Raw genomic sequence first — 13,220 nt, 5'->3', positions numbered from 1 at the left:
CCGGTGTTGCCGCAGGCGCCGCCGCCGCGGGTTCGGTCCTCTCGAGGAGCCCGTTGTTCATCTGTCCCGGCGCTGCCGAGAGGAGATCGGCGCGGTGCTGCGCGATGGTGTCGTATATGGACCGCTGCTGCTTCTTGCCGTAGTTCTGCTCTATGAACCGGTTGCGCTGGGCTATCTTGTAGCTAGAGATCTCGCTGAAGTCTGTGGGGTCCCTGAGCACGTACGGCGTTATGAATACCAGGAGGTTGTTCTTGAGCGACTGCGAACTCTGGCTGCGGAAGAGCCAGCCGATTATCGGTATGTCGCCGAGTATCGGCACCTTGCTCTTGTCGTGGGTGACCTGGTCCTCCATGAGCCCGCCGAGGACCACCGTCTGGCCGTCCATGGCCACGACCGTGGTCGTGATCTCGCGCTTGGTCTGGGGCGCCGCACCGGTCGGGCCCGGGTCGCCGGTGAAATTCGAGAGCTTGTGGTGGATCTCCAGGCGCACGGCGTCGCCCTCGCTGATCTGGGGGGTTATCTCGAGCGTGAGCCCGGCCTCCAGGGGCGTGGGCTCGATCGACTGGAAGCCCGTGGTCCCGGACTGGGTGACCTTGTTCGCGTAGATGGTTCGCGTGACCTCGATGGAGGCCTTCTGGTTGTCCAGCGTCATTATGTTGGGCGTGGAGACGATGTTCGCGTCGCGATAGACCTGGAGGAAATTGAGGAACGCCGCGAAAGAGGGTATCGTGAGCGAAGTCGTCCCGCCCCCGCTGGAGGGCACGTCTATCGTCACCGAGTCCCTGGATATGAGCCCCCCAAGGAGCCCCGGCGAGGAGAAGAACGAAGTGTAATCGAAGAGCCCGCTGAGCGCGTTGAAGTCGGAGGAGCCGCTGCTTCCGAAGCCCAGTATCGATCCGGAGCCGGCCCCTCCGTAGCCTGAAGCGCCGTAGCTCTTGTTCTTCTGCACCTCGAGCTCCATGACGACCGCCTCGAGGTAGACCTGTCGGCGCGGTATGTCGAGCTTGGAGATCAGCTCGTCCACCAGAACCCTGTAGTCCTTTGCGGTCGCCGTGATGATGAGGGCGTTGGTGGTCTCGTCGGCGCCGATGCTGATGCCACCCTCGAGCTGGGCCACGGCAGGGCCGGTCTCGACGGCGGCCCCTGCGGCCCCCGCCGCCTTCGCACCGCCCGCTTTCTTCGCCACGGCCGCTGCCCCGCCCGATGCGATGGCCGAGAGGGTCTGCGCGAGCTCCACCGCGTTGGCGTACTTCAGGTAATGCACGTGTATGGTGCCGGATTCGGCCATCTCCAGCGGCTCGTCGAGCTTGTCTATGATCTCGCGCACCTGCTCTATGGCGCGCTTGCTGGCGAGCACGATCAGCGAGTTGGTGCGCTCGTCAGCTATGATCTTGGAGACGTCCTTTATGTCCTCGAGCTGCTGCGCCCTCGCCGCCGCCCCCCTCGCTGTCGCCGCACCCGTGGCCTTGTCGAGCTCGAAGAGGGAGAGCACCGTCTGGGCCACCTGCCTCGCATCGGCGTAGTAGATCGGGATGATCTCTAAAACCTGCTGCGGCCCCTCCTGGTCGAGCTCCTTTATGATCTTCATGAGCCGGTCGATGTTCGTGCCGGAATCGGTGATGATGAGGGTGTTGGTGGCCGGGTACGCGAACATGTTCCCCGACTTGGAGATCAGCCCCTTGATCGCGTTGGACATGTCGAGCGCGCTGATGTTCTTGAGGTTTATGAGCCTGGTGACGTAGCTGTCGGTGTAGGGGGTAGAGTCGACGTGGATCGGTATGGGCGAGCCGGCCGCGTCCTTGAGGCTCACTATCTTTATGATGCCTCCCGGGCCGGTCACCGTTGTGAAACCCGCGACCTCGAGCGCGGAGAGAAACGCCTGATAGGCCTGCTCCTTGGTCATCATCTTCTCCGACATGATGGTGACCTTGCCGCGCACCTTGTCGTCTATGATGAAGTTCTTGCCGGCTGCCTTGCTGATCTGCTGTATGACGTCCTTTATGTCCTGATCCTGGACGTTGAGGTAGACCATCTCGTCGCCGGCCACCTTAGGCTTTGATTCCGCCGGGGCCGCCTCTCCGGGGGGCTGCGCCGCCGCTCCCTCGGCCGCCTCGGGCAGGCGCACGCTCCCCCCCGCCGGGGCCTGCGCAAAGGTATGCCCCGGAAAGGCCGCGACCGCCAGGGCCAGCGCAACGGACGATATCAAATCAGCGTATCTCATATTCAACGGTTGTGGGCTGCCCGCCCCTGATCAGGTCCAGCGATATCTGCTTCTCGTCCTTGAGGGCGCTGAAGATCTCGAATCCCTTTTTTACGTCCAGCTCCATCCCGTTTATCTTCTGCAGGACGTCGCCCCTTCGGAGGCCGAGTTTAGCAAAAATCGAATCACTTTTCACGGAAAGTATTTTCATCCCCGAGACCTTGCCGCCGGAGAAGTTGGGGACCGCCCTGATCTCGGTATAGAGCTTGTCGAGGTTCTGGAGCGCATCCTGCACCTCGCGCTGGTCCACCGTGAACTTGCCGGGTTCTTCCTTCCTTATGAGCGCGCCCGGGGCCGCCTCCTTCGGCGGCGTCGTCGCGGCGATCGGCTCCCTCGCAGGGGGACCGAAGATGCTTGCAGCGCCCATCGGCAGGACCTCCGCATATTCGAGCCTGCCGCTGTTGGTGAACTCTATCCTGTCGGGCTGTATGCGCGTGAGCACGGTGTTCGGCGCGAAGCTCTCCGTGTCCCCCACCGCATACACCTTGGCCCCCGTATCGGCACCCGCCTTACCCCTCCCGACAGCGGGGGCGCCACCCCCGGCTATGGTGGCGGAGGATCTGGCGTCAGTGCCATCCCCCACGACCAGAACCCCCAGGACATTCACGCTGAGGCTCGTGGGCACCGCCTCTCCCGAAGGCCCTGCGACCTCCTCGGCAGCAGCCTCGAGCTCTCCCTCCCCTTCCTTCGAAGGGGGAGTGGAATCAAAGATATTGCGGTCGATGATTATCGCATACTCATCGGCATTTTTCCTGGCCAGCTGTGAAGGGGCCATGTCCGAGGCCTTGAGCATCCCGACCGATTTGGGCATCTCGATGGACTTGGCCAGATAGACGCTGGTCACCTTGGCCAGGAAAAACGCACAGGCCAGGATGCCGAACAGGTCAATAGCCCACGAATACTGACGTATGCCCCCTGCCATTAAAGCAACTCCTTCAAAACTGGATTATACTCAATTAAAAAAACAAAGGAAAACATTAATTTAGGTAGAATTCCTTTTTGGGCCTATGGATGAAAATTTGAAAAGGTCAATGGAATCAAAATAGTAAAACGCGCGCCCTTTCCCAGCTCGCTCTCCACCCATATGCGGCCACCGTGCATCTCTATGAATTTCTTCGCAAGAGCGAGCCCCAGGCCGGTCCCCCCGAAATTTCGTGTCGATGAGCTGTCCGCCTGGTGGAACATGTCAAATACCCGTTCGATATGGTCCGGCGGGATACCTATGCCGTTGTCCTCTACCACTATTTCAACGAGGCCGCCATCCAGCGCAAGATCCTCCCCCTCAAACCTCTCCCTCCAGCCGGCGGTCTCCATCGCCTGCTCTGCGGAGCGGTAGTGCCTTACGCGGGCGGATATCCTCCCCTCGGGCGGGGTGAACTTGTTCGCGTTCGCCATCAGGTTGAGTATCGTCTGCTGGATCTTGCGTTCGTCCCCTGTGAGCGTCGGTATGCCCTGCTCGACCTCGACGGACATGGTCTGCCCCTTCTTCTGAACCAGCGGCGTGAGCGTGGTGGAGACCCGACGCATGATCTCGGAGATCTCAAAACACCTCACGTCGAGCCTCATGCGACCCGACTCTATCTTGGTGAGATCGAGCAGGCTGTTGATCATCTCGAGCAGGTCTGCGGCGTTGTGGAGCACCTCCCGAAGCCCGTCCCTCTGCTCATCGGATATCTCGCCCATCACACCCTCCATCAGCAGCTCTGAAAAGCCGATGATGGCGGTGAGAGGGGTCCTGAGCTCATGGCTCATGGTGGCCAGAAACTCCGACTTGACCTGGTTCGCCTCCTTCAGCTCCACGTTCACCCTGCGCAGCCTGTCGATCAGGATGGCGGCCTCGAGCGACAGGGCGGACTGATTGGCGAACGCCTCCATCGTGGCGAGCTGGGCGTCGCCCACGTACGCATCCCGGCTGAAGCATATCAGCGCGCCGAGCGTCTCCTGCTCCACCACGATCGGCACCACCACGATCCTCTTGAACCCCAGCGCCTCTTTGATCCTCCTGCCCTGCTCCGCGCTGATCACCCCGTCGAGCCCCGCCGCAAGCTCGCTCACTTCCCTGCGGAAGATCACCCTGTGGCGCATGATGTCGCTGGTCACCGGGCTCGCGAGCGCGTCCATGGGGAACTCCATTCCCTCGAGCGGACCCCCCAGTATCTCCTCGACGGCCCGGTTCCTGGGGTGCTCCATCGGCACGTGAAGCCTCGCGACCCCTTTGTCGCGGTCGAAATGGATCATGACCGCACCCTCGAGGCCCAGGCCTTCGAGTACGCCGGAGAGCAGATGGTTTATCACCTCGCGCAGGGCCTGGGCGCTCCTGACGGTCGAGCTCATCCTGTGAAGGGCTGTGAGCTCCCTGTTGCGCCTCTCGAGTATGCGCTCCCTCCTCTGCGAGAAGTAGCTGGCTACCTTCACGGTGTAGACGATGAGCGCGAGCAACGCCGATGCCAGGAGAAAATGCGCAAAGGGGGTGTAGGTCGGGACAGGCAGCCTGTCCCCGTAGTAGATTATCAGCGGCGGTATGACCCCGTAGTGGCACAAGATGAGGAATATCCCGTAGTAGGCCGCGGCCGATGCGGCGACGATCGCAGCCAGATAGTGGTTGTAGAGGATCCCCGCGGTGAGCACATAGAGTATATAGATGGTGAAATACGAGCTGTGAGGGCCCCCTGTGAGGTAGAGCACCGCCGTCAGGGCCGTGAGGTCGGCCAGGAGCTCGACGCTGAAGGAGAGGATGAGTAGCCTGCCCCTCATCACGTTGTAGTAGGCGAAACCGGTTACCAGAAAGGTCGCGGAGACTATGGCCGCGACCGCCTTGGTCTGGTCGAGAACGTCCCGCATGAAATAAAGATAGACCGCCCAGAACCCCAGAAATGCCACAAGCCTCAGCTTTGTCACGAATACGTGGCGGGTGGTGTACTCGGGCAGGATCGATTCAATGAGCGCCGCCCTCTTCTCAGTGGATTTAGGCCCGTGATCCAATCAGATGCCCCTTATTCAAGTTTTGCAGGGTTTTAAAGATACCATGCATGACCGTTTCACGTCAAACTCATAACCCCTTGACTTTGTGCAATAATCCATCTAGAAGCGGCTTCCCCGATCACATGGTAAGGAGTGTTTATTTATGGCCAGAGTCACAGTAGAGGATTGCCTGAGCCACGTGGAAAATCGTTTCGAGCTCGTCCACCTGGCCGCAAACAGAACCAAGCAGATCTACAGGGGTTCGAAACCCCTTGTCAGATGCAAGAACCGCGAGTCGGTCAGCTCACTCCGCGAGATTGCAGAGGGGCTCGTCAAGCCCGCCTTGAAGGGCGATGACGAAACTCCGGACAACAACTGAACGCCGGACAATAGCTGAACGCCGGAGTGGCGGAATGGCAGACGCAGGGGACTCAAAATCCCCCGGGCCTCACAGCTCGTGCCGGTTCAAGTCCGGCCTCCGGCACCATTAATTCAGTGAATAGGGCGCAGGGTGTAGGGCTTAGGGTTGTGAAAAATCCGGATCGATTGTTCCCTACGCCCTAAACCCTGCGCCCTGAGCTTTGCAGTAAAGGCCGAGGTAGCTCAGCTGGTAGAGCAGCTGATTCGTAATCAGCAGGTCGTCGGTTCGATTCCGATCCTCGGCTCATGAGCCCCGTCATCGAGCGGGGCTTTTCTCTGCGAACGATTGCAATGCCCCTGACAAAGAAATGCGCCGGCATTTAATCGATGCCGGCGCAAGTTTCTTTCAGCGCTGACCTTGCTTACTCGGCCTTCTCGCCTTCGACCGGGGCTTCCGGGGCCGGCGGTGGCGGCGGTGGCGGAGTGACCTCTTCCGGCTGAGCTATCTCCGTCTCAGGGGCCGCTGTCTCAGTCGCCTGCTTCTTCTGGCAGCCCAGCCAATAGAGACCGCACAGGCCGAGTGCAACAACTACCGCTAAAAACTTTTTCATCGAATCCTCCTCCTCCCAAATGGGAAAACCTGTTGTCCTGTTATCAAAATTTGCCTGATCTTATACCAGCTTCCGCCGGCCGCGTGCAAGGAAAAACATATGGGGCCTATGCCCTTATGAGCTCCATGAGCCTCCCGGGTGCCAGCGGATTGGCCTCCGCCTCGCCCCTGCACGTGTACCAGCACTTGTCGCACGATACCTTTTTCTGCCGCCGCGGCACGTAGTCTGCATAGTGGCAGACCCTCGGGAGCTCCGAGCACTTCTGCACGTAGCCGTCCGGCGTGACCTGTATCCACCTTAATCCCGCCAGGCATCCGTGGACAGACCCGTCCCGGAAATATACGGGCACCCTCTCCAGATAGTAGTCTGAATTCTTTATATGGCCCAGCTTCCGCTTGAGCGTTCTCACCTCGCCCACGATCCCCATGAGCTGCGTGTAGCGGTCCTGCGCCACCATCCCCCCCTCGTCGTCCCGCTTTAGCGCGCAGTACGCGGAGTAGGAGACCATCGCGCCCCACTCCTTCGCCCGATAAGCGATCGGCAGGATCTGGTCGAGGTTCGACTCCATGATTATGGTGTTGAGCGCGATGCGGTACCCGGCCGCGGTCAGCGCAGGGATGGTCTTTGCCAGATGCGCATAAAGGCCCTTGACCTTGCGCGCCTCGTCGTGCCGCTCGCCGAGGTAGTCCAGGGAGACGCATATCTGGTCCACCCCCGCATCCACCAGGGCCCTGGCCCGCCCCTCGTCGAGCATTGCCCCGTTCGTGATGAAGGCGATGTAATGGCAGTAAGGGCGGATCCCCCTGATGATATCGGCGCAATCCCTCCGCATGAAGGGCTCGCCGCCGGAGATCGAGACGAGCACCGGCCTGAACTTTCTTATGATATCGGCGTAGTCGGCAAGCTCCTCGCTCTCGCCCGCCTTCCAGCACCCGCAGAAGCTGCACCTGGCGTTACATCTCTTTGTAATCTCAAGGTTTACAGAGACAGGCATCCCCCTGGCCTTGCATCGCAGGAAGTACCAGAATCCCCTCAGGGGGCTCGCCACTTTGTGGACGACTTTATCCATCCCGGGTCCGATCCTCTCAAAATGGGCTCCCTGCTATCACACGGCCTCTCCGCCGGTCAAGCACCGCATTTATCCCACTTATAAGTGGGGCCCCGATCCGTGCGCCGCGAGCCAGAATTTGAGGCCCCTTTTTACAGCATCATCGGAAAAAGGGTCCTCAAATTGTGGCGGCCTGCCTGCCGGTAGGCAGGGAGGCGCACCCCGACGCCCGATCCCCGGATCCCGAATCCCGGATTTTTAAATTTTCTTTACAGGTTTCAATGGGTTGTGCTAGTGCTCTCCCCGCCGTTTGCCTAAAAAACGCAGAAAATCTGACCGCAGATACTGATGAAGAACAGCGCGCTGATATATGTCCCCTCGGACACGCCCGAGGCCATGTCGCTTGCCACGGTCAAGGTGGCGGGGGTCCCGCTCATCGTGCGCGGCATCATGACCTTGGCCGAGGCCGGCGTGGAGTGCGTCGCCCTGCTGATCGCCGAATCGCAGCGCAGAAAGATCGAGGAGTTCCTCGAGAGGTACGGCGCATACAGGCTCCCTCGCGTCGAGATCATGGCCTACGACGAGCCCTACCGGGTGAGCCCGACTCTGGCGCGCAGGATAGCAGCCAGAGCGGCGGGGCGGATGCTGATCGTCAACGCGAACCTCATCTTCGAGAAGGAGCTGCTCCGCTGCATGCGCGCCATCCCCCTGAACGACGGCGCGTCCATGCCCTGCGAACAGGGGGCGCACCCGGTGCCGGCGATCGACGCCACGGCCGGGGCTCTCGCCTCGCTCGAGGAGTTCACGGCCGAGATGCCCCGCTCCATCGAGAGCTGCATCCGCCACATCGCGGGTCTCGCCGCGCCGAACGCGGCGAGGCTCTCCGCGCAGAGCAACACCTTCCTGCTGCGCACCGTCAGGGACCGCGCCGTCGCGCAGAAGTCGCTGGCCGAGGCAATTCGCCTCGGCACGCCTGGGCCGGTCGCGCGCCACCTCAACAAGCGCATCTCGCTCCCGGTAAGCCTCCTGCTCTGCAGGCTCTGGATCAGCCCCAACTCGATCACCGCATTCAACATAGTGATCGGCGTGTTCGCTGGCGTATTCGCTGCGGACGGGCACCGCTACTGGGTGATCCTCCTCGGCGCAGCGCTCTTCCAGCTCGCGTCGGTAATCGACGGGTGCGACGGCGAGGTCGCCAAGCTCACCTTCCGATGCACGAAGTTCGGCCAGTATGCCGACACCCTCTCGGACAACCTCTCGCTCGCCAGCATGCTCATCGGCCTGATGGCCGGCTACTGGCGGGCCACCCACTCGCCGGTCGCCTTCGCGGCGGGCGGGATCATGCTGGGGGGGACCGCCCTCACGATATTCTGGATCATGCGGTATCTGAAGAGGAACACCGACTCCGCCAGCCTGGCCACCTTCGACAAGGCCTACCTGCAGAGTCTGTCGGGGCAGCCGCGATGGCTCCTCACCTTCATAAGATACGGCAAGTACACGCTCAAGAAGGACGTCTACTCGTTCTCGTTCCTCGCCTTCGCGCTCGCGGGGGTGCTGTACTGGTGGCTCTTCATAGTGGCGTTCGGCACGACGGTCTCCGCCCTGATACTCACCTACCTCAACGCGCAGGGGTGGCTCGCGTGCCACAAGGGGATGCGATGCCGAAGCCGGTCGCGCACGGAGGTCCAGTCCGCATGAACGCAGACGAGCAGATCGCCCTTGTGTTCGATTTCGACGGCACGATCGTCGACTCGATGAACGCGTTCGCCGACATCGCCGCTGAGGTGATGCCGAAGCGGCTGCCGATCGACGCGGCCGCCGCCAGGGAGAAGTACTTCGAGACCTCGGGGCTGCCCTTCTTCCAGCAGCTCGAGGCGATATTCCCCGGCGACCCGGCCAACCGCGAGACCGCGGAGGAGTACGAGAGGCTGAAGCTGGAGGGCTACTTCGATGAGCCGCTCTTCGACGGGGTCCACGACACGCTCGCGGCGCTGAGAAAGTCGGGGGTGAAGGCCATCGTCTCCTCGAACAACTTCCAGCACCTGGTCGACCGCTTCGTGGAGATGAAGGGGATGCGCTTCGACATGGTGCTGGGCTTCCGCGACGGCTTCGCCAAGGGCGCGGACCACTTCAGGCACATAGAGAGGGAGCTCGGCATCCCCAGGGAGCGCATAACGTTCGTCGGAGACTCGCTGAAGGACGGCGAGCGCGCCGCGGACTGCGGCGTCTCATTCATCGCCAAGGAAGGAATATTCACGCGCGATCAGTTCCAATCGAAGTTCCCGGGCGTGAAGGTGATCAAAGAGCTCTCGGAACTCAAGAATTTGTTTTAACCAGTCACGAGTCACGAGTCACGGAGTCCATATGCACGCTGTGATAATAGCCGCGGGGCTCGGCAACAGGCTGGGCCGGCTCACGAAGGACAGGCCCAAGGCGCTCGTGCCGGTGGCGGGGCGGGAGCTCATACTGCGCACCCTCGACGCGGTCGACCACCCCGTGTTCACCCGGAGGACCGTGGTCACCGGCTACCAGGGCGACATGCTGCGCCGCTTCATCGAGAACACCTGCGACGACGTGGAGGTCGTCCACAACCCGAACTTCGAGGACGGGAGCATAAGGACCGTCGAGACCGTGCTGCCCCTCATCGACGGCGACTTTCTGCTGCTCAACGTGGACCACATCTACCCCCGCAGGCTGATAAGCCACGTGGTGGCGGGCGTGAACGAGCTCACCGCGGTGTGCGACTTCGACCGCAAGCTCGGCCCCGACGACATGAAGGTGAAGCTCGACGAGACAGGCAGGGTGATCGCCATAAAGAAGACGCTGACCGACTACACCGGCGGCTACATAGGGATGACCCACGTTCCGTCGGCATCGCTCCCACCCTACAAGCGCGCGGTCTTTGCGGCGCGCGCGAGGCAGGGCGATGCGGCCGCCGCCGAGGCAGCGCTCGCGTCACTGGCGGAGGCAGAGTTCCCGATCAACGTATGCGACGCCTCGGGCATCGGATGGCTCGAGGTCGACACCCCGGTCGACCTCGCCCACGCCGAGGCGGTGCTCAACGACAACCAGGAGTTCCTCAGATGAAGAGATACATGAAATACGCAAGGTTCGTCTCGCTCGCGCTGGGCGCGGCGCTGCTGACCGCGCTGGTGCAGAAGATCGGCTGGCAGAACATACTCGCGAACGTGACCCAGCTCGGCTGGCGCTTCGTGCCCATACTCGGCATAAGCGGGCTGTGGTACGTCCTCTACACGATAGCCTGGATGCAGTTCCTGGGCCGGATCGGCGACGGCATCGGCTTTCTCGACCTCTTCAAGATCAAGGTCTCGGGCGAGGCGGTGAACACCCTCACCCCGGCGAACTTCATCGGCGGGGACCCGATGCGCATCTACATGCTCAAGAGGAGCTTCGGCGTCTCGCAGGGCGCCGCCTCGGTCGTCGTGGACCGCACCCTCCAGATTCTGGCGGTGCTCATCACGATCCTCCTGGGCGTGATAGTCGCGTTTCTGGCCTTCGACAGCGAGATATCGGACAACATCGCATACGGCGTGCCGATAGCGCTGACCGTCTCCCTCGCGTTCATGGCCTTTCTGCTCGTCCACCAGAGGCGCGGCCTCTTCAGCATGATACTGAGGATCCTGCGCGGCCTAGGCATACGCAGGGAGTTCTCCGAGAAGACGGTCCGCCGCTTCGAGGAGCTGGACAGCCACATAATCGATTTCTACAGCGCGAACCACGCCGGCTTCCTCGCGGCGCTGGCCTGCCACATCGGCGGAAGGCTCCTGGGCGTGTTGGAGATCTACGCGATCGGCCGCGCGGTGAGCGACGAATTCTCCCTCTTCGCGGCGCTGATGCTCTCGGCGCTTGCGCCGATGATCTCCGTGGTCTTCGCCTTCATACCGGGGGCCTTCGGGGTGATGGAGGGGGCGTTCAGCGGGCTGCTCTACCTGCTCCACATCGACCCGTCGATAGGCATCACCATCCAGATAGCCAAGAGGCTCAGGGCCGCCCTGTGGATAGGGCTCGGGCTCCTGTTCCTCGGCGCGCACAACCGCAACAAGGTCTTCGACGAGGAGGGGATGCTGGCCGAGGCGGAGCAGGCGGCCGCGGAGGAGGCCTGAGGCATCGGAGGGGGAGCGATGGATCCTTGCGGGGCACATCCCTGGGAGCGCGACAAGAGGCGGGCGATCGCCGACGTCTGCCACAGGCTCTACGGCCGACGCTACCTCGTCGCCACCAGCGGCAACGTCTCGGTGCGGGACGGCGACGGGTTTCTCATCACGCCCGGCTCCACCCGCAAGGACACCGTGACCCCGGAGTCGATCGTCGCCTGCCGCGCCGACGGCTCGCCGATCGATCCGAGCGCCCACCCCTCCTCCGAGGTCGTCATGCACCGCGAGGTGTACCGCGTTCGGCCTGAAGTCGGCGCCGCCATCCACGCACACCCGCATTACTGCCTCGCCTGCTCTCTGGGCGACATCTCGCTCACAGAGATGCTGCTCCCCGAGCTCGCGATCTACATCGGGCCGGTGCCCTCGGTGCCATACGCCACGCCCGGCACAGACGAGATGGCCGCGACCCTGGACCCGTTCCTCGCCGGGCACAACGCCTTTCTCCTCAAGCGGCACGGCGTGCTCGTGCTGGGCCGCGACCTGCTGGACGCGTACAACCGGCTCGAGCACCTGGAGCACATCGCCAACATCGCCTACCTCGTGAGCTCGCTCGGCACCATCGAGCCGCTGACCAAGACCGAATTGAGAAAGCTCACGTCCCAGGCGAGAAAGCTCGGGCAGCAGATATCGCAGACCCTGCTGGACCTGCTGGAGTGACGCATGCGGAGATTCGGACCCAGATCGATCGCGCTCAGGATCGTGCTCTCATTCCTCAACCTTGCGGCCGCGGTGTCCCTTCAGGTCCTGATGTGGAGAAACGGGCTGTGGGATGAAAAGAGCTGGACCGACAAACCGTGACTGGTAACTCGTGACTGGCTTTAATAAACGGGTTTTTCCAGGTTATCACGCCAGTCACCAGTCACTAGTCACGGTCTTCCTCGAACATCCTCTTGTAGAACGGATCCGCCTCGGCGGCGTCGACCACGCGCTCGGTGATCTCCTCGACCATCCCGCCGTCCACTGTGCCGAGGTTCTCGTCGACCGTGTCCCAGACCTTCTTGCGCACCTTGCCCTTGAGCTCCTCCCGCTCCTGGCCGGCGCCCCCGATCCTCACGAGCCCGTCGAGGCTTTTGCTGTTGGCCCGCATGTACTCGTGCGCAACGTCGACGAGCTTGGTCTCGCGCTTCGCCTTGCGCTCCTCCTCGGAGCCCTGCTCGACCACGTCCGCCCTGTTGCCCGTCTCCGTCACTGAATTGATCCACTTTATCATGGCTCGCTTGCTCCTGATCTGCGGCTCCCTCAAGGCTCATCCCATTTATCGCGGCCCGGGGGAAAATGTTGCGTGGATTTTTCGGGCCGGCGGCTCATGCCCTCAAAAGCGCTTAAAACCGCCCTTCCCGGCCCCTTTACCTTTCGCCTTCCCCCTTTGTTCTTTCTCAGCTTCTCTGCTTCTCAGCCTCTGCCTTTACTTTCACCTTTGACCTTTTACCTTTCACCTCTTTTTCAACATACCGCGACAGCTGCCCCTCGAAGAAGCCCCTGAACGCGTCGGAGGGATCGGCGGCGCCGGTCTCCCTGTGCCCGCGCTCGTGGACATAGACCCGGCGAGCCTCCGCCGGGTTGCCGAAGGCGCGGCGCGCGATGTGGATCGCGGAGCCGTCCCAGAAGCCGCCTATCTTCGCGCTGAGGTCCCTGCCCGTGCGCGAGCTGACCGCCGAAAATATCTTTATGTTCGTGAACTCAGAGAGGCCGAGCGCCCGGTCCACGAGCCTGAAGCTCCCGATCACCGCCCTCTCCGCGTCCGTGAGCTCCTCAGGGGGGACCTCGGTCGTCACGAGCCCCTCGCTTATGACCTCCACGTCCCT

The 13,220-nt window shown here is 62.1% G+C and carries 14 protein-coding genes and 2 tRNA genes; 9 read left to right on the top strand and 7 right to left on the bottom strand.

Going from position 1 to position 13,220, the window contains the following annotated elements:
- The 3 genes from gspD to JXA24_01715 all read right to left on the bottom strand — a co-directional run.
- On the bottom strand, positions 1 to 2,221 hold a 2,221-nt coding region (gspD, locus tag JXA24_01725), incomplete at its 3' end, for a type II secretion system secretin GspD (GenBank protein MBN1282476.1).
- Entirely contained in the window at positions 2,208 to 3,182 is a 975-nt protein-coding gene (locus JXA24_01720; GenBank protein ID MBN1282475.1) for a hypothetical protein, read from the bottom strand. The genes JXA24_01720 and gspD, both read right to left, overlap by 14 nt.
- An 83-nt stretch (positions 3,183 to 3,265) precedes the next feature.
- A complete protein-coding gene (locus JXA24_01715; protein ID MBN1282474.1) occupies positions 3,266 to 5,242 on the bottom strand; it encodes a HAMP domain-containing histidine kinase in 1,977 nt (658 codons plus the stop codon).
- Between the two features lie 142 nt (positions 5,243 to 5,384).
- On the opposite strand from JXA24_01715, the gene JXA24_01710 reads away from it, so the two are divergent.
- The 3 genes from JXA24_01710 (at position 5,385) to JXA24_01700 (ending at position 5,886) form a co-directional block, all read left to right on the top strand.
- Positions 5,385 to 5,600, top strand: coding sequence for a DNA-directed RNA polymerase subunit omega (locus tag JXA24_01710; protein MBN1282473.1), 216 nt, complete (start codon positions 5,385 to 5,387; stop codon positions 5,598 to 5,600).
- A 20-nt stretch (positions 5,601 to 5,620) separates the two neighbouring features.
- Positions 5,621 to 5,708 (top strand) — tRNA-Leu (locus tag JXA24_01705).
- Between the two features lie 105 nt (positions 5,709 to 5,813).
- Positions 5,814 to 5,886: transfer RNA gene (locus JXA24_01700), tRNA-Thr, on the top strand.
- A gap of 117 nt (positions 5,887 to 6,003) precedes the next feature.
- On the opposite strand, the gene JXA24_01695 is transcribed toward JXA24_01700, so the two are convergent.
- Together JXA24_01695 and JXA24_01690 are read right to left on the bottom strand one after the other, a co-directional pair.
- Positions 6,004 to 6,192: a hypothetical protein gene (locus JXA24_01695; protein MBN1282472.1), complete on the bottom strand. Its 189-nt coding sequence runs from the start codon at positions 6,190 to 6,192 to the stop codon at positions 6,004 to 6,006.
- A gap of 106 nt (positions 6,193 to 6,298) precedes the next feature.
- Positions 6,299 to 7,261 (bottom strand): radical SAM protein, encoded by a 963-nt coding sequence (locus JXA24_01690; protein MBN1282471.1) that lies wholly within the window; start codon positions 7,259 to 7,261, stop codon positions 6,299 to 6,301.
- A gap of 327 nt (positions 7,262 to 7,588) precedes the next feature.
- Between JXA24_01690 and JXA24_01685 the strand changes: the two genes are divergently transcribed.
- Genes JXA24_01685 through JXA24_01660 form a run of 6 tightly spaced genes read left to right on the top strand, consistent with a single transcriptional unit; the run spans position 7,589 to position 12,213 of the window.
- Entirely contained in the window at positions 7,589 to 8,938 is a 1,350-nt protein-coding gene (locus JXA24_01685; protein ID MBN1282470.1) for a CDP-alcohol phosphatidyltransferase family protein, read from the top strand.
- A complete protein-coding gene (locus tag JXA24_01680; GenBank protein ID MBN1282469.1) occupies positions 8,899 to 9,573 on the top strand; it encodes an HAD hydrolase-like protein in 675 nt (224 codons plus the stop codon). Before JXA24_01685 ends, JXA24_01680 begins: the two co-directional genes overlap by 40 nt.
- Positions 9,574 to 9,604: 31 nt before the next feature.
- The gene (locus tag JXA24_01675; protein MBN1282468.1) at positions 9,605 to 10,327 is read left to right on the top strand and encodes an NTP transferase domain-containing protein; all 723 of its coding nucleotides are present in this window, start codon (positions 9,605 to 9,607) and stop codon (positions 10,325 to 10,327) included.
- The gene (locus tag JXA24_01670; protein ID MBN1282467.1) at positions 10,324 to 11,364 is read left to right on the top strand and encodes a flippase-like domain-containing protein; all 1,041 of its coding nucleotides are present in this window, start codon (positions 10,324 to 10,326) and stop codon (positions 11,362 to 11,364) included. Before JXA24_01675 ends, JXA24_01670 begins: the two co-directional genes overlap by 4 nt.
- 18 nt (positions 11,365 to 11,382) lie before the next feature.
- A complete protein-coding gene (locus JXA24_01665) occupies positions 11,383 to 12,072 on the top strand; it encodes a class II aldolase/adducin family protein (protein ID MBN1282466.1) in 690 nt (229 codons plus the stop codon).
- A 3-nt stretch (positions 12,073 to 12,075) separates the two neighbouring features.
- The gene (locus tag JXA24_01660; GenBank protein ID MBN1282465.1) at positions 12,076 to 12,213 is read left to right on the top strand and encodes a hypothetical protein; all 138 of its coding nucleotides are present in this window, start codon (positions 12,076 to 12,078) and stop codon (positions 12,211 to 12,213) included.
- Between the two features lie 64 nt (positions 12,214 to 12,277).
- Here the strand turns inward: JXA24_01660 and JXA24_01655 are convergent, their stop codons facing one another.
- Both JXA24_01655 and JXA24_01650 read right to left on the bottom strand, forming a co-directional pair.
- Positions 12,278 to 12,625 carry a hypothetical protein gene (locus JXA24_01655; protein MBN1282464.1) on the bottom strand — a complete coding sequence of 116 codons (348 nt, stop codon included), beginning with the start codon at positions 12,623 to 12,625 and terminating at the stop codon, positions 12,278 to 12,280.
- Positions 12,626 to 12,791: 166 nt separating this feature from the next.
- On the bottom strand, positions 12,792 to 13,220 hold a 429-nt coding region (locus JXA24_01650), incomplete at its 5' end, for a hypothetical protein (GenBank protein MBN1282463.1).

It is taken from the genome of Pseudomonadota bacterium (assembly GCA_016927275.1).
Taxonomy (GTDB): Bacteria; UBA10199; UBA10199; order 2-02-FULL-44-16; family JAAZCA01; genus JAFGMW01.
The sequence above is the reverse complement of the archived record's forward strand: the minus strand, read 5'-3'. Positions and strand labels throughout refer to the sequence as shown.